Source organism: Sphingosinicellaceae bacterium (genome assembly GCA_019285715.1).
Classification (GTDB): Bacteria; Pseudomonadota; Alphaproteobacteria; order Sphingomonadales; family Sphingomonadaceae; genus Glacieibacterium.
Genome location: CP079108.1, coordinates 1770153 through 1793176, shown reverse-complemented (window position 1 = coordinate 1793176; position 23024 = coordinate 1770153). Strand labels below are relative to the sequence as shown.

The 23024-nt window shown below is 66.9% G+C and carries 30 protein-coding genes; 13 read left to right on the top strand and 17 right to left on the bottom strand.

Annotated features, from left to right (window positions below; genetic code table 11):
* Positions 1-24: 24 nt before the first annotated feature.
* The 3 genes from pgsA to KX816_08365 are packed head-to-tail and all read left to right on the top strand — an operon-like array spanning position 25 to position 1252.
* A complete protein-coding gene (gene pgsA, locus KX816_08375; GenBank protein ID QXQ08465.1) occupies positions 25-585 on the top strand; it encodes a CDP-diacylglycerol--glycerol-3-phosphate 3-phosphatidyltransferase in 561 nt (186 codons plus the stop codon).
* Complete coding sequence (gene moaD, locus KX816_08370; GenBank protein QXQ07987.1) at positions 582-836, top strand: molybdopterin converting factor subunit 1; 255 nt, start codon at positions 582-584, stop codon at positions 834-836. Before pgsA ends, moaD begins: the two co-directional genes overlap by 4 nt.
* On the top strand, positions 833-1252 hold the full coding sequence (locus KX816_08365; GenBank protein QXQ07986.1) for a molybdenum cofactor biosynthesis protein MoaE: 420 nt from the start codon (positions 833-835) through the stop codon (positions 1250-1252). Before moaD ends, KX816_08365 begins: the two co-directional genes overlap by 4 nt.
* Before the next feature lies 1 nt (position 1253).
* Here KX816_08365 and KX816_08360 read toward each other — a convergent pair whose 3' ends face one another.
* Both KX816_08360 and KX816_08355 read right to left on the bottom strand, forming a co-directional pair.
* Positions 1254-2231: an NADPH:quinone oxidoreductase family protein gene (locus KX816_08360; GenBank protein ID QXQ07985.1), complete on the bottom strand. Its 978-nt coding sequence runs from the start codon at positions 2229-2231 to the stop codon at positions 1254-1256.
* 103 nt (positions 2232-2334) lie between these two features.
* Positions 2335-2874, bottom strand: a complete 540-nt coding sequence (locus KX816_08355) for a PRC-barrel domain-containing protein (GenBank protein ID QXQ08464.1) — start codon at positions 2872-2874, stop codon at positions 2335-2337.
* Between the two features lie 500 nt (positions 2875-3374).
* Between KX816_08355 and KX816_08350 the strand changes: the two genes are divergently transcribed.
* The 3 genes from KX816_08350 (at position 3375) to KX816_08340 (ending at position 5286) form a co-directional block, all read left to right on the top strand.
* Positions 3375-4061, top strand: coding sequence for a serine acetyltransferase (locus KX816_08350; protein ID QXQ07984.1), 687 nt, complete (start codon positions 3375-3377; stop codon positions 4059-4061).
* 2 nt (positions 4062-4063) lie between these two features.
* Positions 4064-4402 (top strand): DUF2794 domain-containing protein, encoded by a 339-nt coding sequence (locus KX816_08345; protein ID QXQ08463.1) that lies wholly within the window; start codon positions 4064-4066, stop codon positions 4400-4402.
* Between the two features lie 119 nt (positions 4403-4521).
* Positions 4522-5286 (top strand): alpha/beta hydrolase, encoded by a 765-nt coding sequence (locus tag KX816_08340; protein QXQ08462.1) that lies wholly within the window; start codon positions 4522-4524, stop codon positions 5284-5286.
* Here the strand turns inward: KX816_08340 and KX816_08335 are convergent.
* From KX816_08335 to lipA, 3 genes are all read right to left on the bottom strand, one after another.
* A complete protein-coding gene (locus KX816_08335; GenBank protein QXQ07983.1) occupies positions 5223-6161 on the bottom strand; it encodes a hypothetical protein in 939 nt (312 codons plus the stop codon). The genes KX816_08340 and KX816_08335 overlap by 64 nt on opposite strands.
* Positions 6162-7521: 1360 nt before the next feature.
* Positions 7522-7980, bottom strand: a complete 459-nt coding sequence (locus KX816_08330) for a type II toxin-antitoxin system RatA family toxin (protein ID QXQ07982.1) — start codon at positions 7978-7980, stop codon at positions 7522-7524.
* Positions 7967-8917, bottom strand: coding sequence for a lipoyl synthase (lipA, locus tag KX816_08325; GenBank protein ID QXQ07981.1), 951 nt, complete (start codon positions 8915-8917; stop codon positions 7967-7969). Before lipA ends, KX816_08330 begins: the two co-directional genes overlap by 14 nt.
* Before the next feature lie 101 nt (positions 8918-9018).
* On the opposite strand from lipA, the gene KX816_08320 reads away from it, so the two are divergent.
* Positions 9019-9693: a carbonic anhydrase gene (locus tag KX816_08320; GenBank protein ID QXQ07980.1), complete on the top strand. Its 675-nt coding sequence runs from the start codon at positions 9019-9021 to the stop codon at positions 9691-9693.
* 15 nt (positions 9694-9708) lie between these two features.
* Here the strand turns inward: KX816_08320 and KX816_08315 are convergent, their stop codons facing one another.
* The 10 genes from KX816_08315 to eno all read right to left on the bottom strand — a co-directional run bounded on the left by KX816_08315 (position 9709) and on the right by eno (position 18561).
* Positions 9709-9909 carry a hypothetical protein gene (locus KX816_08315; protein ID QXQ07979.1) on the bottom strand — a complete coding sequence of 67 codons (201 nt, stop codon included), beginning with the start codon at positions 9907-9909 and terminating at the stop codon, positions 9709-9711.
* A 25-nt stretch (positions 9910-9934) separates the two neighbouring features.
* Complete coding sequence (locus KX816_08310) at positions 9935-10465, bottom strand: GNAT family N-acetyltransferase (protein ID QXQ07978.1); 531 nt, start codon at positions 10463-10465, stop codon at positions 9935-9937.
* The gene (locus KX816_08305) at positions 10462-10806 is read right to left on the bottom strand and encodes a hypothetical protein (protein QXQ07977.1); all 345 of its coding nucleotides are present in this window, start codon (positions 10804-10806) and stop codon (positions 10462-10464) included. The genes KX816_08310 and KX816_08305 overlap by 4 nt, the downstream gene beginning before the upstream one ends.
* An 81-nt stretch (positions 10807-10887) precedes the next feature.
* A complete protein-coding gene (locus KX816_08300) occupies positions 10888-11067 on the bottom strand; it encodes a YdcH family protein (protein QXQ07976.1) in 180 nt (59 codons plus the stop codon).
* Between the two features lie 183 nt (positions 11068-11250).
* Entirely contained in the window at positions 11251-12645 is a 1395-nt protein-coding gene (gene lpdA, locus KX816_08295; protein ID QXQ07975.1) for a dihydrolipoyl dehydrogenase, read from the bottom strand.
* Complete coding sequence (locus KX816_08290; protein ID QXQ07974.1) at positions 12642-14087, bottom strand: pyruvate dehydrogenase complex dihydrolipoamide acetyltransferase; 1446 nt, start codon at positions 14085-14087, stop codon at positions 12642-12644. Before KX816_08290 ends, lpdA begins: the two co-directional genes overlap by 4 nt.
* Before the next feature lie 25 nt (positions 14088-14112).
* A complete protein-coding gene (locus KX816_08285; GenBank protein ID QXQ07973.1) occupies positions 14113-15627 on the bottom strand; it encodes a pyruvate dehydrogenase complex E1 component subunit beta in 1515 nt (504 codons plus the stop codon).
* Between the two features lie 119 nt (positions 15628-15746).
* Entirely contained in the window at positions 15747-16829 is a 1083-nt protein-coding gene (gene pdhA, locus KX816_08280) for a pyruvate dehydrogenase (acetyl-transferring) E1 component subunit alpha (GenBank protein QXQ07972.1), read from the bottom strand.
* Between the two features lie 84 nt (positions 16830-16913).
* Positions 16914-17237 carry a septum formation initiator family protein gene (locus KX816_08275; protein ID QXQ07971.1) on the bottom strand — a complete coding sequence of 108 codons (324 nt, stop codon included), beginning with the start codon at positions 17235-17237 and terminating at the stop codon, positions 16914-16916.
* A 43-nt stretch (positions 17238-17280) separates the two neighbouring features.
* Entirely contained in the window at positions 17281-18561 is a 1281-nt protein-coding gene (gene eno / locus KX816_08270; GenBank protein ID QXQ07970.1) for a phosphopyruvate hydratase, read from the bottom strand.
* 150 nt (positions 18562-18711) lie between these two features.
* Between eno and KX816_08265 the strand changes: the two genes are divergently transcribed.
* From KX816_08265 to KX816_08240, 6 genes are all read left to right on the top strand, one after another.
* Positions 18712-19206, top strand: coding sequence for a hypothetical protein (locus KX816_08265; protein ID QXQ07969.1), 495 nt, complete (start codon positions 18712-18714; stop codon positions 19204-19206).
* A gap of 26 nt (positions 19207-19232) precedes the next feature.
* Complete coding sequence (locus KX816_08260) at positions 19233-19622, top strand: phage holin family protein (protein ID QXQ07968.1); 390 nt, start codon at positions 19233-19235, stop codon at positions 19620-19622.
* A gap of 3 nt (positions 19623-19625) precedes the next feature.
* Positions 19626-20231, top strand: coding sequence for a DUF3618 domain-containing protein (locus tag KX816_08255; protein QXQ07967.1), 606 nt, complete (start codon positions 19626-19628; stop codon positions 20229-20231).
* Positions 20232-20313: 82 nt separating this feature from the next.
* A complete protein-coding gene (locus KX816_08250; GenBank protein ID QXQ07966.1) occupies positions 20314-20946 on the top strand; it encodes an ABC transporter substrate-binding protein in 633 nt (210 codons plus the stop codon).
* An 86-nt stretch (positions 20947-21032) separates the two neighbouring features.
* Positions 21033-21542, top strand: coding sequence for a gamma carbonic anhydrase family protein (locus KX816_08245; protein ID QXQ08461.1), 510 nt, complete (start codon positions 21033-21035; stop codon positions 21540-21542).
* An 11-nt stretch (positions 21543-21553) separates the two neighbouring features.
* Positions 21554-21787 (top strand): DUF4170 domain-containing protein, encoded by a 234-nt coding sequence (locus KX816_08240; GenBank protein QXQ07965.1) that lies wholly within the window; start codon positions 21554-21556, stop codon positions 21785-21787.
* A 1-nt stretch (position 21788) separates the two neighbouring features.
* On the opposite strand, the gene KX816_08235 is transcribed toward KX816_08240, so the two are convergent.
* Positions 21789-22448, bottom strand: a complete 660-nt coding sequence (locus KX816_08235; GenBank protein QXQ07964.1) for a rhomboid family intramembrane serine protease — start codon at positions 22446-22448, stop codon at positions 21789-21791.
* A 25-nt stretch (positions 22449-22473) separates the two neighbouring features.
* On the bottom strand, positions 22474-22953 hold the full coding sequence (greA, locus tag KX816_08230) for a transcription elongation factor GreA (protein QXQ07963.1): 480 nt from the start codon (positions 22951-22953) through the stop codon (positions 22474-22476).
* Between the last annotated feature and the right edge of the window lie 71 nt (positions 22954-23024).

The following is a 23024-nucleotide window of genomic DNA, read 5'->3' as shown; positions in this document are numbered from 1 at the left end:
CCCTTAGCCTATGCGAGCCCGGTGTTGTCCAGCCTGCCGAACCTGTTGACGCTCAGCCGCATCTTCGCGGTACCGCTGCTCGTCGTCCTGATGTGGACGCCCGGCTGGGGTCCGTGGCTGGCGGCGTTCGTGGTATTCAGCGTCGCGGGCGCGACCGACTATCTCGACGGCTACCTGGCGCGGGCGGCGGGGACGGTGTCCAAGCTCGGCCAGTTCCTCGACCCGATCGCCGACAAGATCATGGTCGCCGCGACGATCGTCATGCTGGTCCACAGCGGTATCGTCCACGGCTGGTCGGTGATCGCCGCGCTGATCATCCTGCTCCGCGAGATCACCGTCTCTGGCCTGCGCGAGTTCCTGGCGAGCCTGCAGGTGTCGCTGCCGGTCAGCGCGCTGGCGAAGTGGAAGACGACCTTCCAGATGGTCGCACTGGGGGCGCTGATCCTGGCCGGCACGCACGGCCTCCCGCAGTTGGCGTGGCTGCCGGCGATGGAGGTCGGACTGGTCTGCCTGTGGCTGGCGGCGGGCCTGACGCTGATCACCGGGTACGACTACCTCCGCGTCGGCCTCAAGCACATGGCGTGACGAAGCTGCTGTACTTCGCCTGGGTCCGCGAGCGGATCGGGGTGTCGGAGGAGGAGCTTGCGCTGCCCGCGGCGCTGCGCACCGTCGCCGACCTGCTTGACTGGTTGGCCGAGCGCTCGGCTGGGCATGCTGCGGCGCTCGCCGACCGCAGCGCAGTCCGGGTCGGCGTCGACCAAGCCTTCGCCCGCGCCGACACGCCGATTGGGGGAGCCCGCGAGATAGCCATCTTCCCGCCGGTGACCGGCGGATGATCGAGGTCCGGGTTCAGGTGGAGCCGTTCGACCTCGGGTTCGAGGCCGCCGCCCTGACCGCAGGGCGCACCGACATCGGCGCTGTCGTAACCTTCACCGGGTTGGTTCGCGACGTCGCACTGACCCTCGAGCATTATCCCGGGATGACGGAGGCTCAGCTACGCGCCGTCGCCGACGAGGCGGACGCGCGCTGGCCATTGCTCGGCGGAACCGTCATTCACCGCTATGGCACGCTGACCCCCGGCGACCCGATCGTGCTGGTCGCGGTCGCCGCCTCGCACCGTGCGGCTGCGTTCGAGGCGGCGGACTTCCTGATGGACTGGCTCAAGACCCGCGCCCCGTTCTGGAAGCATGAGGCAGGCGCCGGCTGGGTCGAGGCGAAGGCGAGCGACGACGCGGCGGCGGCGCGGTGGTAGCCTAGCCCACGTCCAGCACGATCTTCCCCGTCGCCTTGCGGTCCATGAGCCACCGGATCGCCTTCGGACCGTCGTCGAGGCTGAAGTGCTTGCTGATGTGGGGCTTGAGCTTGCCCGCGTTGAACCAGCCGAGCAGCTCGGCCATGTTCTCGCGGTGGAGCGCAGGCTCGTGCTGGGTGAAGGCGCCCCAGAACACGCCGACGATGGACGCGCCCTTGATCAACGGCAGGTTGAGCGGCAGCGACGGGATCTCGCCGCCCGCGAAGCCGACGACCAGGTAGCGGCCGTTCCAGGCTATGCCGCGGAAGGCGGGTTCGGCGAAGCGGTCGCCGACGGGGTCGTAGACGACATCGACGCCCTTGCCACCGGTCAGGCGCTTGACCTCGTCCTTGAGGTTGCTGGTGGCATAGTTGATGGTCTCGTCGGCACCGTACTCGCGGCAGACGGCGAGCTTCTCCTCGGTCGAGGCGGCGGCGATGACCTTGGCGCCCATCAGCTTGCCGAGCTCGACCGCGGTCAGCCCGACGCCCCCGGCCGCGCCGAGCACCAGCAGCGTCTCGCCGGGCTGGAGCCGGGCGCGCTGCTTGAGGGCGTGGTGCGAGGTGCCGTAGGTCATGGTGAAGCCGCTGGCGACGTCGAAGGGCATGTCGCCGGCGATCGGCACCACCTGCGCGCGGTTGGCGACAACGACCTCGGCGAAGGCACCGTTGCCGATCATCGCGACGACGCGGTCGCCGACCTTCAGGTCCTCGATGCCCTCGCCGACCGCATCGATGACGCCGGCCGCCTCCCCGCCGGGGGTGAACGGCAGGGCCGGCTTGAACTGGTAGAGGTTCTGGATAATCAGCGTGTCGGGGAAGTTGACGCCGGCGGCATGGACCTTGATGCGGACCTGGCCGCGGCCGGGCTCGGGCGTCGGGACATCACGCACCACCAGCTTTTCGGGTGGCCCATGTTCGACGCACAGCACAGCTTTCATCGGTATCTCCCCAATCGATTGGCGGGCACCATAGCCACGGCTTTTGAAACGAGAAAGGCCGCCCCTTCAAGGAGCGGCCTTCCCCGTCAACGCAGTCCGAAGTTCAGACGATCGGGATGCCGCCCGAGCGCGTGATGCCGCCGTCGAGCGCCGACCCGCCGTAATAGTCGTCGACCTCGTCGCGGCGACCATTGTCGCCGAAGTCGTCAAGCTCGTCGCGGGTGTAGGTCGGGCCGGAGCGCAGTTCGTCCTGCGTTGCGCCAACGTTGTAACCGCCTTTGTCCATGTCATAGGTCAGCTTGTCCCACGGCAGCGGGTGGTAGCGCTCGCCGATGCCGAGGAAGCCGCCGAACGACATCACCGCATAGGCAACCTTGCCCGAGCGCTTGTTGAGCATCAGCGAGTCGATGGTGCCGAGGCGCTCGCCGTTGCCGTCGTAGACTGCGGTGCCCTGAACCTTGTCAGCTGAGATCAGCGTCCCGGTCTCGTCGGCGGTGACGCGGTCCGTCTGGTCGCGGCCGAGCCCATCGATGTTGTCGCCGAACTCGCGGGCGGAGGGATCGCGGCCCGACAGACCGGCCGTGTCCGCCGACTCGTAGTCGCGCCCGGTGGTTAGGTCGGTCTCGGTGTCACGGCCGCCCATGCCGGTGCTAGTGGCGCTGGTACCACCGAGGCCGGTGCCGGTGCTCCCGCTGCCATAGCCGCCCGACGTGCCGCTGGCTGTCGTCGCCGGGCGGTCCTTGTCCGTCGACCATGCGCCGGTCGTCGCCGCGCCGGTGCCCCCGGCATGTGCGCCGGTTGCGGTGTCGTTGAAGTCGGTCGACGGCTGGTCGATGCCGCCGACGGTCGCTCCACCGAGGCCGCTGCTGCCGGCCGCCTTGGTCTCGTCCTGCACGGTCAGGTTGTCACGGTACTCGGGGCTGCGGCCGTCCGTATCGCTGCCCGTCTGGCTCTGCTGCTGCCCAAAACGCTTGTCATCGTTCATCGCAACCTCCTAAAATTCGAAGCCTTGATCGGCTGCCTAATGAACCCCTGGGCCGGTCCGACGTTCCTCTCTTCGCCGCACTGGCGGAACGGTCTGCAAGCCTTTATGCTGACCCGCGAATGCGGCGGCCCAACGTGGGTACGTGGCGGAGACAAGACATGGCGCTCGGCGACTATCTGGCCTCGGTGAAGGCCCGCGATCCTGCTCCCCGCTCGCGCTGGGAAATCCTGCTGTACCCCGGAGTCTGGGCGCTCGGGATGCACCGGATCGCGCATGCCTTCTACCGCGCCGACCTGTTCTTCATCGCCCGCGTCGTCAACCACACTGCCCGCTTCCTGACCGCGATCGACATCCACCCGGGCGCCACCATCGGCCGCAACCTGTTCATCGACCACGGCTTCGTCGTCATCGGCGAGACCGCTGTGATCGGGGACAACGTCACCATCTACCAGTGCGTCACGCTCGGCGGCACCGACCCGGCCAACGGCATCCCCGGCAAGCGCCACCCGACCCTCAACGACGGCGTCATCATCGGCTCGGGCGCGCAGGTGCTCGGGCCGATCGACGTCGGCGCACGCGCCCGCGTCGGTGCCAATGCCGTCGTCACCCGCGACGTGCCGGAGGGCGCGACGATGGTCGGCATCCCGGCGCGCGCCGTCGTCGTCGATGCCGAGACCTACACCGCGTTCATGCCCTACGGCACCCCGTGCAGCCAGCGCTTCGACCCCGAGACCCAGAAGCTCGAGATCCTGCGCTGCGAGCTCGAGACGCTGCGCGGCCGGCTCGACCAGCTCACGCGCGACGGAACCAGCGGCACCAACGACGACCAGCGCCAGGCCGGCTGAAGCTGTCGAACATCGTGCCTCTGCCGGTTACGCCCGCGCGGCAGACCGTCTTCGACCGTCTCGAACTCAACGTCATCCTCGACCTGTACGGCCGCATGGTCGCCGCCGGGCGCTGGCGCGACTACGCCATCGAGCTCGGCCGCGACCGCGCGGTGTTCTCGGCCTTCCGCCGTGCCAGCGAGCGGCCCGAGGTCCAGGTCGTCAAGGACCCGTCGCTCCGCCTCAAGCAGGGTGAATACGCCCTGATCGGCGAGGCCGGCGCGGTGCTCAAGCGCGGACATGAACTCCGCGCCGTACTCGCTCCGATGGAGCGTAAGCTGCTCCGGCTGGTCGAGGCGTGACCCTCCTCAGCGGGTTCACCGAGCGGCGCTTCGAGGCCGAGGGCGTCGAGATCAACGCCGCCATCGCCGGTTCCGGGCCCCCGCTCCTGCTGCTCCACGGCTACCCGCAGACCCACGCCATGTGGCACCGGATCGCGCCGCGCCTCGCCGAGCGCTTCACCGTCGTCGCCCCCGACCTGCGTGGCTACGGCGATAGCGCCAAGCCCGAGCAGGTCGACAGCGGCGGTGGCAACTATGCCAAGCGCATCATGGCCGCCGACATGGTCGCGGTGATGGCGGACCTCGGCCACGACCGCTTCCGGGTCGCCGGGCACGACCGCGGCGCGCGGGTCGCCTACCGCATGGCGCTCGACAGCCCGGAGCGCGTCGAACGCCTCGCCCTGCTCGACATCGTGCCGACCAAGACGGTGTTCGACCGCATCGACGCCAATATCGCTGCGGCCTACTTCCACTGGTTCTTCCTCGCCCGGCCGCGCCCGCTGCCCGAGACGATGATCGGTGCCGACCCGGGCTTCTGGCTCGACACCGTGTTCGGTGCCTGGTCGGGCGCGTCGGGAGCCTTCACCTCCGAAGCTCTGGCCGAATACCACCGCTGCTTCGGCACGCCCGAGGGGGTCCACGCGAGCTGCGCGGACTACCGCGCCGGAGCCGGCATCGACCGCCAGCACGATGCCGCCGACCTCGCCGCGGGCCGCCATATCGAGTGCCCGGTGCTGCTGTTATGGGGCAAGCGCGGGCTCGTCGGGCAAGCCTATGGCGACCCGCTGGAGGTGTGGCGCGCCTATGCCCCCGACCTCCGCGGCCACGGCGTTCCGGGCGGTCATTTCCTGCCCGAGGAAGCCCCCGAGGAGACGCTGTCGGCGCTGCTCGATTTCATGGGCTGAGGCCGACCGTGGCCGAGAGTTGTCAGAGTAAGCAGCCGCGAGAGGCGGTCGGTTTCGCGGTCGAACTCCGCATCCTCGACGAGCATGCGGTCGAAATCGCCGCTACCGGGCTCGCCCACCGCGACACGGTTCTGCGCGGCCCTGAACTCGGCGCGCCGCGTGTCCTCCGGTTCGCATTTCGGCGAAGCATCGCACAGCGCGCGCAGCCGCACCGCCTCGGTGGCTGCAGCCTCGCGGACGACGCGCTGCTCGACCATCGCGGCCTCAAGGTCGTCGTCGTAGACCAGGTTGTCGACATCGGCCTCCGGGTCCCAGCCGAGCGCACCGGTCGCGGTGGCGGCGGCGACGATGAAATCCTCGGTCATCGGCAGCGACGCCGGTGCGGGCACCGCGTCGGCCGCGGCCCGCAGCGCGGCGACCCGGTCGGGATCGCACCGGTTCAGCATGTGGATGAGCAAGCGGTCGCTGTAGACGGTGTCGACCCCGACCAGCTCGCCGTGCCACCAGCGGTTCCTGTCGACGCCGTTGCGCACTCGCCCCATGGCGATGTCGGTCAATTCCTCAAAGCGCGGCGCGGTGGCGCCGTCCCACGCCTCGCGGAACGCGTGCGCGTCGGGGTGATTGCGTAATTTATAGGCCGCAGCGGTCGACATATCGACGTAGGCCGCCGCCTTGACGACGCTGCACGTCTCGGCAAGCGCCTCGATGAAGGCCGCGACCTTGATCGGGGTCCAGCCATTGTCCTGCTTCCGCCGATTGGCGAGCATCGCCGCCAAAGTCGCGGGAGTCAGCGGCGTACCCAGCGCGGTGCCCCGCGTGTCGGGCACGGCGAGCGGGGTTACGGTTTCCGGTGCGGCTGTAAGGGTGTGTGTCATGGGCGAGTAGACACCATATGGGTTCCTACATTGCAAGGATCGTTTGCCGGGCAGAGTGCTTGCTCGTTGATGTCCGCTTGCGCCCACAGGTGGACGTTCGCGCCGACCCAAGCGCTTCCCAGCATCAGACGTTCGTTCAGGTGTCGATCAGCGGCTGGAATGGGGCCGTAAGCGGAACGTTGGCTTTCGAGAAGGCGACTCGCAAAAGCAGACATCTGCACGTCGGCGGATCCGAACTGGTTCGACTAAGCTGCTGACGGCGCGAAACGCACATTGATGACATCTTGAACCTAAGACCGTCCATGTTTCAATGGGCAGCGCTGCTAAATTCCAAAAATGGGATTTCGAAATTTCGGTCCGGCTAATCTCGGTTACATTTGAGCCGCCGGTCGGGAGGCGAGTAGGTAGACATAAACGCGGCGAGTAAGAAATCGGAAAACTGTTGTGGCGATTAGTGCATCGAGGTGTTGACTTTTAAGGACGTGACTTATGCTGATGAGGCACTATAGAGATGACTTTTGTAATCAAGGTAGCGCGATCAAAGATGTCATCATAACCGCAGTCGATCTTTCCACTTAGAATCCATCCACTAAACCGGCCGGCGACGTCAGCAAATCTCTGGGATCTCTCTGGGCCACGGAGTTGTCCATCGCGTCGAAGACGACTCGCTAAATCTAGTCTGGCTGCTGGGGTCAGTGCTACAGGGTATTTATTTAGTTCAAGTGGTTCGCCTTCTATGCGAAACTGAAAGCTCAGAGCAGATCGTTCGGCAAACCTGAAGCCAAAGTCTCGCTTTTCGAACCGGTTTGCCCGCCTTACGTAAGTCCTGCAATCGCGCGTTAGTGATGTTCCTTCAAGTGGCGGTGATGTAGCGCTAGCAGGAATACTAGCTAGAGCGACGGATATCAGAAAGACCGTAATGCCAAATACGGTAGTCCAAGGCCTTCGCGCTGTAGATCGACCATAAGAGAGATCGAAAGACATCAAAATAACACGTTGTCTGTAGCGAAAAAGAGAGGCTATCTTTTCGTCGGACGGCTGATCAGAGTTCATCGCATTCCTTCCGCCTGTCCCCAAACCGGCAATCTTTTCCGCCAACGCGCTCTACCAGCCTTACCCAGCCCGCTCCAATGGCCTTAGCACTAACTCGTTATACTTCAGCGACAAGCCACATGGGTGAACGATCGGCCGCTTTCGGGATCGGCGGCAGCGCCTGCCGATATCGAGAATGGGCGCAAATCGGACGCTGCGGGCTCGATGAATGAGCGTCTGCTGGTAGCCACCTGCCTCCCGATAGCGGCCCGTCCGTTCCCCATTCAAACCCGGAGATACTCGAAATTCGACGGCGAACCGACGTGCGCTACCCCGCGCTCGCCACCGCCCCGCCCGGGACCCCATACACCGCCTTCGCGCGCGCCTCGAAGCTCGCGACCATGCGCCGGAAGGCCTCGCCGAAGAAAACGCCGGCCAGCCGCTCGAACAGGCGCGAGCGGAACTCGAAGTCGACGGTGAAATCGATCTCGCAGCCTCCGGGAGTGTCGCGGAAGGCCCACTCGTTCTTGAGATAGCGCAGCGGGCCGGAGATATAGTCGACGTGGATGTGCGCCGGGCGGTCGAGGGTGACACGGCTGGTGAAGCGCTCGCGGACCATCTTGAAGCCCACTATGAGCTCGGCGGTCACGATGTTGGCCTCGCGCCCGATGATGCGCGTCGCCTGCACCCACGGCAGGAACTCGTCGTAGCGCCCGATGTCGGCGACGAGGTCGAACATCTGCTGCGCCGAGTACGGGAGCGCCCGCGTCTCGCTATGCCGCGGCATTTGCGGGAACGCTCGTCAGTGCCTTGTCGCGCGACGCCTTCATGACCGCGAAGTCGTCGCCGGCGTGGTAGCTCGACCGGGTCAGCGGCGATGCCGCGACCTGCAGGAAGCCCTTGGCGCGGGCGATGCTGGCGTAGGCGCGGAAGGTGTCGGGGGTGACGAACTCGATGACCTTGGCGTGGCGCGGGGTGGGCTGGAGGTACTGGCCGCAGGTCAGGAAATCGACGTCGGCGGAGCGCATGTCGTCCATGACCTGATGCATCTCGTGGCGGCCTTCGCCCAGGCCGACCATGAGGCCGGACTTGGTGAAGATCGTCGGGTCGAGGCGTTTGACGCTCTCCAGCAGGCGCAGGCTGGCGTAGTAGCGCGCGCCCGGGCGGATCGTCGGGTACAGGCGCGGCACCGTCTCGAGGTTGTGGTTGTAGACGTCGGGCCGCGCACCGACGATGCGCTCGACCGCGGCGGCCGCCTTGTTGCGGAAGTCCGGCGTCAGGATCTCGATAGTGGTCTTCGGGGCGCGCTTCCTCAGCTCGTTGATGACGGCGACGAACTGCGACGCGCCGCCGTCCGCCAGGTCGTCACGGTCGACCGAGGTGATGACGATGTGCTGCAGGCCAAGCTCGCCGGCAGCCTCGGCGACGCGGATCGGCTCCATCAGGTCGACGGGCTGCGGCATGCCGGTCTTGACGTTGCAGAAGGCGCAGGCGCGGGTGCAGGTGTCGCCGAGGATCATCACCGTCGCGTGCTTCTGGGTCCAGCACTCGCCGATGTTGGGGCAGGCCGCTTCCTCGCACACGGTATTGAGGTTGAGGCGGCGCATCAGCTTGCGGGTCTCGGCGAACGCCGGCGAGGTCGGCGCGCGGACGCGCAGCCAGTCGGGCTTGCGGGCGCGCGGCTCGGCGGGGGCGGCGATCGGGATTGGAACGGGCTCGGTCATCGGCCCCTAGATAGCGAGCGTGCCCGCCCCTGCCAACCACTGCGGCGTCGCGCTATTACGCTAGTTGGCGGGACCCGCGAAGACTGTTAACGCCGCGGATCATGACCGCATTCAGCACCCTCATCGACGGCTACCGGCGCTTTCGGGGCGGCGAATACCAGATCCAGCGCGGCCGCTTCGACAAGCTCGCCCTCGAGGGCCAGTCGCCACCGGTAATGATCGTCGCATGCAGCGATTCGCGGGTCGACCCGACGCGCATCTTCGACGTCGCACCGGGCGAGGTCTTCGTGCTGAGGAACGTCGCCAACCTGGTCCCGCCCTACGAGTCCGATGGGGGCCAGCACGGCGCCTCCGCCGCGATCGAGTTCGCGGTCACGCAGCTTGCGGTCGCCGAGATCGTCGTGCTCGGCCATGGCCAGTGCGGCGGCATCGCCGCCTCGCTCAGCGGGCGCTTCGAGGGGGCCAAGGCCGGCGAAGGCGGCTTCATCGACAGCTGGATGGCAATGATCGAACCAGCCCGCGCCGACGCCGTCCGCGCGGCCGCTGCACACCCCGATGTCGACGCCCAGCAAGTGCTGGAAATGGCCGCGATCCGGTTGAGCCTCGACAACCTGATGAGCTTCCCGTTCGTCGCCGAAGCCGTCGCGGCGGGCCGACTGACCTTGCGGGGCGCATGGTTCAGCATCGCGGAGGGAACGCTGCGCGTGCTCGATGAAGCGAGCGGGCGGTTCGAGGTTGTTCACGCATCAGAGCGTGGTGGCGACCACCACGCTTAAGGATCGGGTGTCGACCTAGCGTGCGTCGCGCGCGCGGGGCGGATCTTCGTTCCTCGCGGCAGCGGCATCGAGGTCGGTCTTGATGCCCTCGTTCTCGCCCATCGGATGCCGGTTTTCCTTCTTGCGGAAGTACCACAACGCGATCCCGAGCACGACCACGAAGACCGCGACCAGCGTAAAAAGATTGAGCGAACCGAGCGTGCTTTGCGTGTCCATGACCGTGCCTCGTGCAGCTAAGCCACTAGAACGACGCGGTTTCACCTCCGGTTCCTGTGCCCCGCTGCATGTAGACGACGTCGAGCGCACGCCCGAACTTGCGTCCCACCGCCGTCAGCACTCCGGCGTGCCCAAAACCGCAGGCTGCGTGGAGTCCGATCGAAGCGGCGTTGGCGCTATCGCCGATCACCGCCACGAACTGATCGAAGCCACAGTCGGTGCCCCGCTCCAGCAGCGCCCCAAGCAATATCCGCCCGACGCCGCGCCGGATTCCGCGGTGGTCGAGGTAGATGCTGGTCTCCGCGGTGTGCGAATATGCCGCGCGGTCGCGGAACTGTGCGGCATAAGCATAGCCGACAACGACGTCACCGCGTTCGGCGACCAGATAAGGCCAGCCGTGGTCGGCGTGTTGCCGCCAGCGCCGCGCCATTTCGGCGGCGTCGGGTGGGTCGATCTCGAAGGTCGCGGTGCCGGTGAGGACGTGGTGCGCATAGATTGCGGTGATTGCCGCGATGTCATCGGCGACAGCATCGCGGACGGTGACCGCATCGCTCATTTCCCGTCCGCATCGTAGACCCGCCCGCGATAGTCGCGCGCGTTCGCCCGTTGCTCGACTCCGGCCTTGAACGACTTGAAGGCGCAGCCGTAGATACCGCCCGCGCCGACGTTCGAACACAGCACGCTGCCGCCGGCGTCGTAGTCGAACAGGGCATTGCGCTCGCGGCTGACGCTCATTGCGGCGCGTGTCCCCGCTTCCGGTGGGCCGCCGCGCAAAGGTGCCCGGTACGGCGACTCCCGCGGCTCGGGATCGGCGCATACGATGATCTCGTCGCCCTTGGCTTTCGGACAAACGGCGGAAAGCGACACCGGGCCCGCCGCAGTCAGCAGCAGCAACATCGGCAGACAGGCAATCGGACCGCGCATCGCCTCCCCTCCCCGCCTGAGTGGCGAGGCGAGGAAGCTAGCACGGGCCGCGCGTCAGGCCATAACGGGTCGCGGCGGCGTGATCAGGCTAAGCTGGTCCTTGATCACCAGCTTGAGTTTCTTGAGCGTCGCGATGCGCCGGCCGTCGGGTATCCGACGCGCGATCTCGGCGCGCAATTCCCGGTCGAACCGGAAGTGCAGGGCCCGAAGTTTCGCGACAAGCTTGATGTTCATAACGCCTCTCCTCAGAAGTGGAGGGCAGTTCCGGCGTCGACGCGTGGCACCGGTTCTACCCGATGCGGTCCGACATCACGTGCCCGGGAAGGCACGCCAGAGGGGCCCGGTCCGCTCCTTCAAACTAGGGTTTTGGCGCAGACCGGCAAGGCTGTTTCGCCAACTTTGCGACGAGCCGTGCGCCTAGAAGTGCAGCGCGCGGCCGTACGCACCGAGGACGCTCTCATGCATCATCTCGCTCAGCGTCGGATGCGCGAAGATGGTTTCCATCAGCTCCGCCTCGGTGGTCTCGAGCTCGCGGGCGATGACATAGCCCTGGATCAACTCGGTGACTTCCGCCCCGATCATGTGGGCGCCGAGCAACTCACCGGTCTTGGCGTCGAACACCGTCTTGACGAAGCCGTCCGCCTCGCCGAGCGCGATTGCCTTGCCGTTGCCGATAAAGGGGAATTTGCCGACCTTGACCTCGTGGCCCTTTTCCTTGGCCGCCGCCTCGGTCAAGCCGACGCTGGCGACCTGGGGGCGCGAGTAGGTGCAGCCCGGGATGTTCCAGGTCGCGAAGGCGTGAGGGGTGCCGCCCGCCAGCTTCTCGACCGCGACGATGCCCTCGTGGCTCGCCTTGTGCGCCAGCCACGGCGGGCCGGTGACATCGCCGATCGCCCACAGGCCGGGCACGTTGGTCTGGCCGTAGGGGTCGACGAGGATATGGCCGCGGTCGACCTTCACGCCGAGCGCTTCCAGCCCGATGTTTTCGGTGTTGGCGACGATGCCAATTGCGACGATGACGTGGCTGTAGGTATCCGTCGCGGCCTTGCCGTCGGCCCCGGTGATCGTCGCGGAAACGCTGTCCGCGCCCGGCTTGACGTCGGAGACCTTCGCACCGGTGATGAGCGTCATGCCTTGCTTGGTAAGCGTTTTCAGCATGTGCGCAGAGATCTCGGCGTCCTCGACCGGAAGCACGCGGTCGAGCATCTCGACCACGGTCACCTTGGCGCCCATGTCGCTGTAGAAGCTGGCGAACTCGATCCCGATCGCACCCGACCCGATGACCAGCAGCTTGGTCGGCATCTCCGGCGGCACCATCGCGTGGCGGTAGGTCCAGATTCGCACCCCGTCCGCCGGCAGGCCCGGCAGGTCGCGCGCCCGCGCGCCGGTGGCCACGATGATATTCTTGGCGTCGAGCACCCGCTCCTGGTCACCGGTCTTGACCGTGACCTGCGTCGCCCCGGTCAGGCGCCCCTCGCCCTCGACGACGGTGACCTTGTTCTTTTTCATCAGCGACTTGACGCCGGAATTGAGCTGCCCCGCAACCTTGCGCGACCGCTCGACGACCTTGGGGAGGTCGAAGCTGACGTTGTCCGCCTTCAGCCCGTAGGCGTCGGCGTGCTGCATGTAGTGGTAGATTTCAGACGTCCGCAGCAGCGCCTTGGTCGGGATGCACCCCCAGTTGAGGCATATCCCGCCCAGCCGCTCCCGCTCGATAATCGCGACCTTGAGGCCGAGCTGAGCGGCACGGATGGCCGCGACATAGCCGCCGGGACCGGAACCGAGGATGACGAGGTCGAAGGTCTCGCTCACGCCAGCATCCCCATCGGGGCCTCGATCAACGCCTTCAGCGCCGCCATGAACTGCGCCCCGACGGCACCGTCAATGGCGCGGTGGTCGAAGCTGCCGGTGGCGCTCATCACGGTGGCGATCGCGAGCGCATCGTCGACGACATAGGGCCGCTTCTCGCCCGCACCGACCGCGAGGATCAGGCCCTGCGGCGGGTTTATGACCGCGTCGAACTGCTTGATGCCGAACATGCCGAGGTTGGAGATCGACGCGGTGCCGCCGTTATATTCGTCGGGCAGCAATTTGCCGTCCTTGGCGCGGGCGGCGAGGTCCTTCATCTCGGCGGCGATGACACTGAGGCGCTTGTTGGCGGCGTCGCGGATGATCGGCGTGATCAGGCCGCCGGGGATCGCGACCGCCACCGAGATGTCGGCGCGGCCGAACTTGTACAGTGTGTCACCCGCAAACTGCACGTTGGCGTCCGGCACCTGGGTCAGCGCGAGGCCGACCGCCTTGATCACCAGGTCGTTGACCGACAGCTTGACGCCCGACGCCTCGAGCGACTTGTTGAGCTCACCGCGCAGCTTGAGCAGCGCGTCGAGGCGCACGTCGACGGTCAGGTAGAAGTGCGGAACCGTCTGCTTCGACTCGGTCAGGCGGCGCGCGATGGTCTTCCGCATGTTGCTGAGCTTGATCGCCTCGGCGGGGACACCCTCGGGGGGCGGCAGCGCGGCGGGCTTGGCGGCGGGGGCGTGAGCACTCGGCTGCGAGGGCGCGGCCTCGGGTTTAGGCGCAGCGGCGGTGGGCGTGTCGACGGCGCGACGCAGGAACGCCGCGTCGACGTTGCCCTTGGACTTCGCGACCGGCGCGCCTTCAAGGTCGGCCTTGACGATGCGGCCGTTCGGGCCGGAGCCCTTTACCGCGGCGAGGTCGATGTTCTGGGCCTGCGCGAGGCGGCGCGCGAGGGGGGAGGCGTTGACACGGTCGGCGGCGGAGGCGGTGGGCGGCGGTGTGACCGCGGGGGCAGAACCCACCCCCGGGCCGGCTGCGCCGTCTCTCGGACCCTCCCCTGAAGGGGAGGGTGCAGTCTCCCCCTCCCCTTCAGGGGAGGGGCGCGGAGAGACGACGCTCTTCGCGTCGGCCCCGGGGGTGGGGGCCTTCGCTTCAGGCTCCACCGGAGCCTTCGCCTCGGGGGCCTTCGCCGGAGCAGGTGCCGCAGCTTCCCCCTCCCCGCCCAGCCGCATAATCACCTGCCCGACCGGCACGCCGTCCGTACCCTCGGCGGTCAGCAGTTCGAGGACGACGCCCTCGTCGATGCTCTCGACCTCCATCGTCGCCTTGTCGGTCTCGATCTCGGCGAGCACGTCGCCCGACTTGACCGTGTCGCCAACCTTGACCAGCCACTTCGACAGGGTGCCGGTCTCCATCGTCGGGGACAGCGCGGGCATGGTGATGTCGATGGGCATTCTTGTGTGTCCTCGTTCTACCGAACTAGCGGTAGCAAACCTTCTTCGCCGCCTCGATCACGTCCTCGACCTTGAGCAGCGCCAGCTTCTCGAGGTTCGCGGCGTACGGCAGCGGCACGTCCTCGTTGGTCACGCGCAGCACCGGCGCGTCGAGGTCGTCGAAGCCTTCGACCATCGCGATCGCGATGATCTCGGAGGCGATCGAGCAGGTCGGCCAGCCCTCCTCGACGACGACCATGCGGTTGGTCTTCTTGAGGCTGGCGAGGACCGTCGCCTTGTCGAGCGGACGCAGCGTGCGGAGGTCGACGATCTCGGCCTCGATGCCCGCCTCGGCCAGCTTGGTTGCGGCGTCGAGGCAGACGCCGACGCCGATCGAATAGCTGACCAAGGTCACGTCCTTGCCCTCGCGGACGACTGCTGCCTTGCCGATCGGGATGGCGATGTCGCCTTCCGGCACGTCAAAGCTGTGGCCGTACAGGAGTTCGTTCTCGAGGAAGACCACCGGGTCCGGCGAGCGGATCGCTGACTTGAGCAGGCCCTTGGCGTCGGCGGCGCTGTACGGCGCGATGACGATCAGCCCCGGCACGCTGGCGTACCACGGCGCGTAGTTCTGGCTATGCTGCGCCGCGACGCGCGAGGCGGCGCCGTTGGGGCCGCGGAAGACCATCGGGCAGCGCATCTGGCCACCGCTCATGTAGTTGGTCTTGGCGGCCGAGTTGATGATGTGGTCGATCGCCTGCATGGCGAAGTTGAAGGTCATGAACTCGACGATCGGCTTCAACCCGCCCATCGCCGCGCCGGTCCCGAGCCCGGCGAATCCGTACTCCGTGATCGGGGTGTCGACCACACGCGCGGGGCCGAACTCCTCGAGCAGACCCTGCGTGACCTTGTAGGCGCCCTGGTACTCGGCGACCTCCTCGCCCATCACGAAGACCATTGGATCGGCGCGCATTTCCTCGGCCATGGCGTCGCGCAGGGCCTCGCGCACGGTCTGGCGGTTGAGCTTGGTGCCGGGGGCGACCTGCGGCTGGACGGCGAGGGACGCGGGGGTTTCGCCGTCTTTGGGCTTGGCGGAGGTTTCGGCCTTTGTCGGGGCGGGGGTGGCGTCGGTTTGGGTGGGGGCCTCGGGCCTAATGCCCACCCCTAGCCCCTCCCGTTCCGGGAGGGGGACCCCCGCGTCGGTGCTATGCCCCTCATTGGCAGGAGGGGAGACCTTGGCGCCTGCGGATCCCCCTCCCGGTACGGGAGGGGTTAGGGGTGGGGTTGCAGCTGCAGGCTCAGCCTTCGGAGCCGCCACGTCGTCCTCACCCCGGATCGTGGCGATCAGCGTCCCGACCTTGACCCCATCGGAGCCCGCCGCGACGTGCAATTTTTCGACCACGCCGCCGTCGTCGGCCTCCAGCTCCATCGTCGCCTTGTCGGTCTCGATCTCGGCCAGCACGTCGCCCGGCTTGACGGTGTCGCCCTCTTTCACCAGCCATTTGGCGAGGGTGCCCTCCTCCATCGTCGGGGACATGGCGGGCAGCTTGATCTCGGTCATGGTCTCTTACTTCCCGTCATGCTGGCGAACGCCAGCACCCACCGTCGAGCACACTCGATTGGTCGGGTTCGCGGTGAAATGGGTGCTGGCCTGCGCCAGCATGACGGCGGCAGCGCGCATCAGTAACGTCCCACCAGCACGTCGGTGTAAAGCTCGCCGGGCGCAGGCTCGGGCGCGGTCTCGGCGAAGTCGGCGGCGGCGGTGATCTGGGCGCGGATGTCCTGGTCGAGCTTCTTCAGGCTCGCCTCGTCGGCGGCTCCCATCTCGATAAGTCGCGCCTTCGCATGTTCGATCGGGTCGGACTTCTCGCGAACAGCGGCGACTTCCTCGCGGCTACGGTACTTGGCCGGGTCGGACATCGAGTGACCGCGATACCGGTAGGTCTTCATCTCGAGCAGGATCGGGCCCTTGCCGGCGCGGACCCAGTCGACCGCGGTCTGTGCAGCACCGCGCACCGCGAGCACGTCCATGCCGTCGACCTGAAGCCCGGGGACACGGAAGCTTTCACCGCGGCGGTACAACTGGTCCTCGGAGGACGAGCGGTTGACGCTGGTGCCCATCGCGTACTGGTTGTTCTCGATCACGTAGACGACCGGCAGCTTCCACAGCTCGGCCATGTTGAAGCTCTCGTAGACCTGGCCCTGGTTCGACGCCCCGTCGCCAAAATACGTCACAGCGACGCCGCCATCGTTCTTGTACTTGTGCGCAAAGCCGAGGCCGGTGCCAAGCGGGACCTGCGCCGCGACGATACCGTGGCCGCCGTAGAAGCCATGCTCGACCGAGAACATGTGCATCGAGCCGCCCTTGCCCTTGCTGATCCCGGCAGCGCGCCCGGTCAGTTCGGCCATGACGATCTTGGGGTCGATGCCGGCGGCCAGCATGTGGCCATGGTCGCGGTAGCCGGTAATGACGCTGTCGGTCGGCTTGATCACCGCCTGCATGCCGGTGACCACCGCTTCCTGACCGATGTAGAGGTGGCAGAAGCCGCCAATCAGCCCCATGCCGTAAAGCTGCCCGGCGCGCTCCTCGAAGCGGCGGATGAGCAGCATCTGGCCGTAAAACTTGAGCAGTTCCTCGCCGGTCGCGTTGTACCGCTGCGGTTCAGGCGGCCTTTCGCGAACAGGTGCAGCGGTGGCGTCGACTGGGATACGGGTGGCGGCTTTTGCCAAGATACGCGCCTCAATGGGTTCGGACGCGGCCATCGCTAGACCCGTGCGGGCAGCGGTTCAAGCCCCGGGCCCGTCCATGCGACCGCCGGTGCAATTGTGCGGCTGCGATCCGAAGCGTCAGGCCGGCGGCGGCGGCAGGTCGATGATGACCTCGTCGGGGCCGAGCACGCCAAGGTTTTCGCGGGCCAGCTGGTCGGCGAAGTCGGGGTTGACCCGCCGCGGATCGAGCAGCTTGGTGTGCCGCTCGAGCACTTCGCGGCGCGACGCGACCTCACGCGCCTGCGCCTCGAGCTGCCGGTGCTCGACCTGGTATTCGCGCCATGCCAGCAGGCCGGTGTTACCGGCGACGGCGTGGAACAGGAAATAGCCGATCAGGATGAGCGTCGCGACCGGGATCGCCGCCCGCTGGGCGAGGTCGAGAAGAGTGCTGCGGTCGCTCACAGCCCGTTGAATCACGCTACGGCACGGGATTCAAGCGTTTATTTCACTGTCGGCGCAGCACTGCGCGACCGGCATAGACTGCGGTCTCGCCCAGTTCCTCCTCGATGCGGATCAACTGGTTGTACTTGGCCAACCGGTCGGAGCGCGCCAGGCTGCCAGTCTTGATCTGCCCGCAGTTGGTCGCGACGGCCAGATCGGCGATTGTGGAGTCCTCGGTTTCACCGGAACGGTGCGACATGACGCTGGTATAGCGCGCCCGGTGGGCCATTTCCACAGCTTGCAGGGTCTCGGTAAGTGTTCCGATCTGGTTAACCTTGACCAGCAACGAGTTCGCCAGGCCGCGGCCGATGCCGTCGCGCAGTCGCTCCGGGTTGGTCACGAACAGATCATCGCCAACGAGCTGGTGCGTGGCGCCAAGCCGGTCGGTGATCGCCCTCCAGCCCTCGAAGTCGTCCTCGGCCATGCCGTCCTCGATCGACAGGATCGGGTAGCGCGCACACAGGTCGGCGTAATAGTCGACCATCTCGTGCGGGGCCAGCGACTTGCCCTCACCGACCAGTTCGTAGCGGCCGTCCTTGAAGAACTCCGACGCGGCCGGGTCGAGCGCGATGAAGACGTCTTCGCCGGGATGGAAACCGGCTTTCTCGACCGAGCGCATGATGAAATCGAGCGCGGCATTGGTGCCCTGGAGGTTGGGTGCGAAGCCGCCCTCGTCGCCGACCGCGGTCGACTGGCCGGCGGCGCTGAGCTCCTTGCGCAAGGTGTGGAAGATCTCGGCCCCCCAGCGCACGGCCTCGGCGAGGGTTGGCGCGCCGACCGGCATCACCATGAACTCCTGGAAGTCGATCGGATTGTCGGCATGCGCGCCGCCGTTGATGATGTTCATCATCGGAACTGGTAGGACATGTGCCCCTATACCGCCGATGTAGCGGTGCAAGGGCAGCCCGCGGGCCTCGGCCGCAGCCTTGGCGGCGGCGAGGCTGACGCCGAGGATGGCGTTGGCACCGAGCCGCGACTTGTTCGGGGTGCCGTCGAGCGCGATCATCGCGGCGTCGAGCTCGCCCTGCTCCTCGGCGTCGATACCCGCCAGCGCGTCGAAGATGTCGCCGTTGACCGCGGCGACGGCCTTCAGGACGCCCTTGCCGCCGTAGCGTGAAGCATCGCCGTCGCGGAGTTCGACCGCCTCATGAGCCCCGGTCGAGGCGCCCGACGGGACCGCGGCACGTCCGAAGCTGCCATCCTCGAGCAGGACGTCCACCTCGACGGTAGGGTTACCGCGGCTGTCGAGGATCTGGCGCGCGTGGATGTCGACGATCGCGGTCATGGCGCGGAAAACCTTTCGGCAGCGTTACGGGGGGCTTGCAGGTGGCCTTACTAGTCACCAAAACGAATTGCATCAACGCGGGTGCCCGCGGAACCGCGGTGCCGCGTTACCGTTCAGAGGTCGTTCGAGAATCGGGACAAGGATTGAACGATGAGCGACATGGCGGACTCCACCCTTCACGACCCGCTCGGCCAGCGTGACTTCGGACGCGACGGCGTCAGCGAAAGCAGTTTCGGTCAGGACCCGGGTGCCGGCGGAACAGGCAGCCGTTATTCCAGCGGTGCCAGCAGCTTCCGGGAGCAGACGATGAACCTGCGCAGCCAGGCGACCGACAAGCTTCGCAGCGTCGCCGACGAAGGCAAGCAGCAGGTCACCAATTCGCTCGACGGGCTGGTCGACGCCGCGCGCGAGATCGCCCACCGGATCGGCGACAAGGGCGGTCCGCTCGGTGCCTACGCGATAACCGCCGCCGATACCCTCGAGCATTGGGCATCGACGGTGAAGGACAAGTCGGTCGAGGACCTGATGGATGACGGACGCGAGTTTATCCGGCAGCAGCCCGGCATGGCGGTCGGCATCGCGGTCGCTGCGGGCTTCGTGTTGACCCGCTTGCTGAAGGTAAGCGGCGGGCGATACTCTGCTTGATGATACGCTGGCTCGGAGCAGTTTTAATGGCGACACAATCGGACCGGGACCAGTCGATCGGCGACTTGCTGCGGCAGCTCATCGAAGACGTTCAGCACCTGTTTCGCACGGAGCTGAGGCTGTTCCAGGCCGAGGTGCGGAGCAACGTCTCCGGGCTGAAGACCGGCGCAATCCTGATCGGCTTCGGCGCGACGCTGATGCTCGCGTCGCTGATCACGCTGTTCGCGGCGTTCGTCGGCTGGTTGATTCCGATCGTTGGCCACGGCTGGGCTGAGCTCATCGTGGCGGTTGCGTCGGCGGTGATCGGCGTGATCGCACTCGGTGTCGGCTCCAAGAAGCTCGGCGCCGCGAGCCTGTCCCCCGACCGCACGATCGCGTCGGTCAGGCAGGACGCCAAGACCTTGAAGGGAAACTGATCGATGGCCGCCGACGACACCTCCAGAATTGCCGGAGAAGCCGAGGATACCCGCGAGCGCATCAGTGCCACCCTCGATGAGCTGCAGGATCGGCTCAACCCGCGGCGCATCGTCAGTGAAGCGGTCGATTCAGTGCAGGCCGGTGGTGCCGACCTGCTCAAGTCGGGCCGCGACCTCGTGCGCGGTCACCCGGTGACGCTTGCCGCTGGAGGCTTGGCGATCGGGCTGGCGCTGCTCGGCACGACCCGGTTGCGCAGTGCGCGCGTCAACTTCGGCGACGATTCGGAATCATACAGTGACTACGACGACAGCTACGAGGATCGTCGCTCCGAGCCGGCGAGCGAGCGCTTCGCTCTGTTGCGTGGGCCGAACACGTCGTTCGGCGGCAACCCGTTCGTCGGCGTACTGGTTGGCCTTGCCGCCGGCGCACTGATGGGCGCGCTGTTCCCGGAGACCGAGAGCGAGCGCCGCCTGCTCGGCGACACCGGGCACCGGTTGGCGGATGCGGCGCGCGAGAAAGTGGACGACCTGACCGGGCAGGCCAAGTCTGCGGTGCAGTCGGTTGTCGACGCCGCAAAGAACGAGCTCGGCGGCCACAGAACGACTTGATCCGATTAAGCTGCGGTGCAGGGGCGGTGGTCTAGGTCGCCGCCTCGCCCATGTCGGGCACCGCTATTTCCAGGACCTTGCAATGCGTGTTTTGACCCGAATTTCCGTTTCGCTGCTGGCCTTGTCGATGGCGCCGTTTGCGGTTTCAGCGCCGGCGATGGCGCAGGCCGCCTCCCCCGCCGATAGCCAGGCCGCGAGCAAGTTCGTCGACGACCTTTCGGTCCGAGTGTTCACCTTGCTGAAGGACAAGTCGCTGTCGAAGTCGCAGATCCGGGCCAAGTTCCGGGTCATGTTGCGCGACGCCTTCGCGCTCGACGATATCGGCAACCGCCTGATCCGGCGCTACCGCAACCAGATCACCCCGGCGCAGTACGCGGCCTATCAGGCGGCGCTTCCCGAGTTCGCGATCAACGCCTACGGCGACCGGCTGATGAACTATGCCAACGCGACCGTGACACCGGTGCGTACCGTGCCGCGCGGCGCGCGGGGCGATGTCGACGTTTACAGCCGCGTCACGGTGCCGAACCGCGACCCGTTCGACGCGATCTGGACGGTGCGCAAGGACGGCAGCGGCTTCCGCATCATCAACTTGACGATCTCGGGCATCAACCTGTCGCTGACCCAGGAGGCCGACTTCTCGTCGTACATCGCCAAGAACGGCTTCGACGCGCTGGTATCGTTCATGAAGTCGTCGAACGCGAAGGCGGCGACTTGATCGGCGTCCCCGACCGGGAGAGCGATCTCGACCTCGACGCAGCCGCGTATATCCACCCGACGGCCCTGATCTACGGTCGGGTCGCGATGCGCGAGGGCAGTTCGATCTGGTGCAACGCGGTGATCCGCTGCGAAGCCGCGCATGTCGAGATCGGGCGCAATACGAACGTCCAGGATTTCGTCATGATCCACACCGACCCGGGCCGTCCGGTGGTAATCGGCGCGAACTGCTCGATCACCCACCACGCCACGCTGCACGGCTGCACGGTCGGCGATGACGTCCTGATCGGCATCAACGCCACGGTTTACGGCGGCGCTGTGATCGGCTCCGGGTCGATCGTCGGGCAGCACGCCTACGTCAAGGACGGGACCATGGTGCCGCCGAACTCGATCGTCGTCGGGTCGCCCGCCAAGGTCATCCGGACGGTGGACAGCCGCATCCCGAACCGGGTCAACGCGGCCTTTTACCATCGCAACGCCCTCGCCTACTCGCGTGGCGATCATCGCGCCTGGGACGGCCCGGAATTCGAGGCGTGGATGGCAGAGACCCTCGCCCGGATCAGCGCCGAGGTTGCCGCCGAGGGTCCGGCCCGCTAAGCGCAGCCGCCATGGCTACACCCGCGACCCCGACCTCCAAGCTCCATCTCGTCTTCGGCGGCCGGGTCAGCGACCCGCGCGGCACGGACTTCGTCGATCCGAGCGCGCTCGACATCGTCGGTATCTTCCCCGACTTCGCCGCCGCCGAGGCGGCGTGGCGCGCCAACGCCCAGCGCACCGTCGACGATGCCGCGATGAAGTATGTGGTGGTCCACCTGCACCGGCTACTCGAACCCGACGCCTGAGCTAGACCCGTGGGCCTTTCAGATACGGCTGCGCGAAGATCAGCCCTGTTATGAAGCCACCGATGTGCGCCCAGATCGCGATCCCCTGCCCGTCGACGCGGAACAGGTAGCCGGTGGCAAGCTGCAGCCCGATCCACACCGCAGCAAACCACAAGGCCGTCGCCGCCTCCGACGAGACCGCGACGCCAAGCACGCGCCGGCCGCTCGCCCGACTGCCGGCGAACATCACGGCGTAGGCGCCGAAGATCGCCGCGATCGCGCCGCTCGCCCCGATGACGACACCGGTCGAATGCGGGTCGACGGCGACCTGGAGCAGGTTACCCGCAACACCGCCGAGCAGGTACAGCCCGGCAAAGCGCCAGGGACCGAACACCCACTCGACATACTTCCCGACCCAGCCGAGGAAGACGAGGTTCAGCCCGAGATGCAGCCAGCCGGCGTGAAGGAACAGCGCCGTCACCAGCGTGAGGGGCGCGGGGACGCCGCCGCCAGCGACTCCCGGCGCGATACCGTCGACCAGCCGCGCCGGGATCAGCCCCGCCGTCTCCGCCAGCATGTTGGCGAAGTGCGTGCCGAGCAGGGTCGCGGCGACCTGCACGCCGATGCAGGCGATGATGATCGCCCGCGTCACCGGTGCCGGCGGCGGCTTGAATGGCTTCATTCAGGGACCCCGACGCCGCGGGGCGTCAGATGAACTCCAGTTTCTCGATCTGGTAGTATTTGTCCCCGGACGGCGTGGTGACCTCGACCTCCTCGCCGACGCGGCGACCAATCAGGGCACGGCCGAGCGGCGACGAATAGCTGATCCGGCCGATGCGGGCATCCGCCTCGGTCTGGCCGACGATCTGGTACTTGATCGGCTTCTCGTCCTCGTCGAGCAGGTGGACGGTGCCGCCGAACACGACCTTGTCGCCCGACAGCGTCAGCGGATCGATGACCACGGCGCGCGCCAGACGATCCTCGATGTCGAAGATCTGCGCCTCGACCTGGCCCTGGCGCTCCTTCGCGGCATGATATTCGGCATTCTCGCTGAGGTCGCCGTGCGCGCGTGCCTCCTCGATCATCAGCACGATCTCGGGACGCTCTTCCTCTTTCAGGCGGCGCAGCGTGGTGACGAGCACGGTGTGCCCTTCAGCCAGCATCGGCAGCTTGTCGACCGTCGCCATCGTATTCTCTTTCCTTCCCTGCCGGACGGTTCGACCGCCGGTGGATTGATCCCCCGCAGCCGGCTGTCGCT

Bases quoted from the DNA above. Each gene is read 5' to 3' on its own strand.
- KX816_08365 (QXQ07986.1), top strand. From the start codon at position 833: ATGATCGAGGTCCGGGTTCAGGTGGAGCCGTTCGACCTCGGGTTCGAG.
- KX816_08360 (QXQ07985.1), bottom strand. From the start codon at position 2,231: ATGAAAGCTGTGCTGTGCGTCGAACATGGGCCACCCGAAAAGCTGGTG.
- KX816_08355 (QXQ08464.1), bottom strand. From the start codon at position 2,874: ATGGGCGGCCGTGACACCGAGACCGACCTAACCACCGGGCGCGACTAC.
- KX816_08350 (QXQ07984.1), top strand. From the start codon at position 3,375: ATGGCGCTCGGCGACTATCTGGCCTCGGTGAAGGCCCGCGATCCTGCT.
- KX816_08340 (QXQ08462.1), top strand. From the start codon at position 4,522: ATGTGGCACCGGATCGCGCCGCGCCTCGCCGAGCGCTTCACCGTCGTC.
- KX816_08335 (QXQ07983.1), bottom strand. From the start codon at position 6,161: ATGACACACACCCTTACAGCCGCACCGGAAACCGTAACCCCGCTCGCC.
- KX816_08330 (QXQ07982.1), bottom strand. From the start codon at position 7,980: ATGCCGCGGCATAGCGAGACGCGGGCGCTCCCGTACTCGGCGCAGCAG.
- lipA (QXQ07981.1), bottom strand. From the start codon at position 8,917: ATGACCGAGCCCGTTCCAATCCCGATCGCCGCCCCCGCCGAGCCGCGC.
- KX816_08320 (QXQ07980.1), top strand. From the start codon at position 9,019: ATGACCGCATTCAGCACCCTCATCGACGGCTACCGGCGCTTTCGGGGC.
- KX816_08315 (QXQ07979.1), bottom strand. From the start codon at position 9,909: ATGGACACGCAAAGCACGCTCGGTTCGCTCAATCTTTTTACGCTGGTC.
- KX816_08310 (QXQ07978.1), bottom strand. From the start codon at position 10,465: ATGAGCGATGCGGTCACCGTCCGCGATGCTGTCGCCGATGACATCGCG.
- KX816_08305 (QXQ07977.1), bottom strand. From the start codon at position 10,806: ATGTTGCTGCTGCTGACTGCGGCGGGCCCGGTGTCGCTTTCCGCCGTT.
- KX816_08300 (QXQ07976.1), bottom strand. From the start codon at position 11,067: ATGAACATCAAGCTTGTCGCGAAACTTCGGGCCCTGCACTTCCGGTTC.
- KX816_08290 (QXQ07974.1), bottom strand. From the start codon at position 14,087: ATGCCCATCGACATCACCATGCCCGCGCTGTCCCCGACGATGGAGACC.
- KX816_08285 (QXQ07973.1), bottom strand. From the start codon at position 15,627: ATGACCGAGATCAAGCTGCCCGCCATGTCCCCGACGATGGAGGAGGGC.
- pdhA (QXQ07972.1), bottom strand. From the start codon at position 16,829: ATGGCCGCGTCCGAACCCATTGAGGCGCGTATCTTGGCAAAAGCCGCC.
- eno (QXQ07970.1), bottom strand. From the start codon at position 18,561: ATGACCGCGATCGTCGACATCCACGCGCGCCAGATCCTCGACAGCCGC.
- KX816_08265 (QXQ07969.1), top strand. From the start codon at position 18,712: ATGAGCGACATGGCGGACTCCACCCTTCACGACCCGCTCGGCCAGCGT.
- KX816_08260 (QXQ07968.1), top strand. From the start codon at position 19,233: ATGGCGACACAATCGGACCGGGACCAGTCGATCGGCGACTTGCTGCGG.
- KX816_08255 (QXQ07967.1), top strand. From the start codon at position 19,626: ATGGCCGCCGACGACACCTCCAGAATTGCCGGAGAAGCCGAGGATACC.
- KX816_08250 (QXQ07966.1), top strand. From the start codon at position 20,314: ATGCGTGTTTTGACCCGAATTTCCGTTTCGCTGCTGGCCTTGTCGATG.
- KX816_08245 (QXQ08461.1), top strand. From the start codon at position 21,033: ATGCGCGAGGGCAGTTCGATCTGGTGCAACGCGGTGATCCGCTGCGAA.
- KX816_08240 (QXQ07965.1), top strand. From the start codon at position 21,554: ATGGCTACACCCGCGACCCCGACCTCCAAGCTCCATCTCGTCTTCGGC.
- KX816_08235 (QXQ07964.1), bottom strand. From the start codon at position 22,448: ATGAAGCCATTCAAGCCGCCGCCGGCACCGGTGACGCGGGCGATCATC.
- greA (QXQ07963.1), bottom strand. From the start codon at position 22,953: ATGGCGACGGTCGACAAGCTGCCGATGCTGGCTGAAGGGCACACCGTG.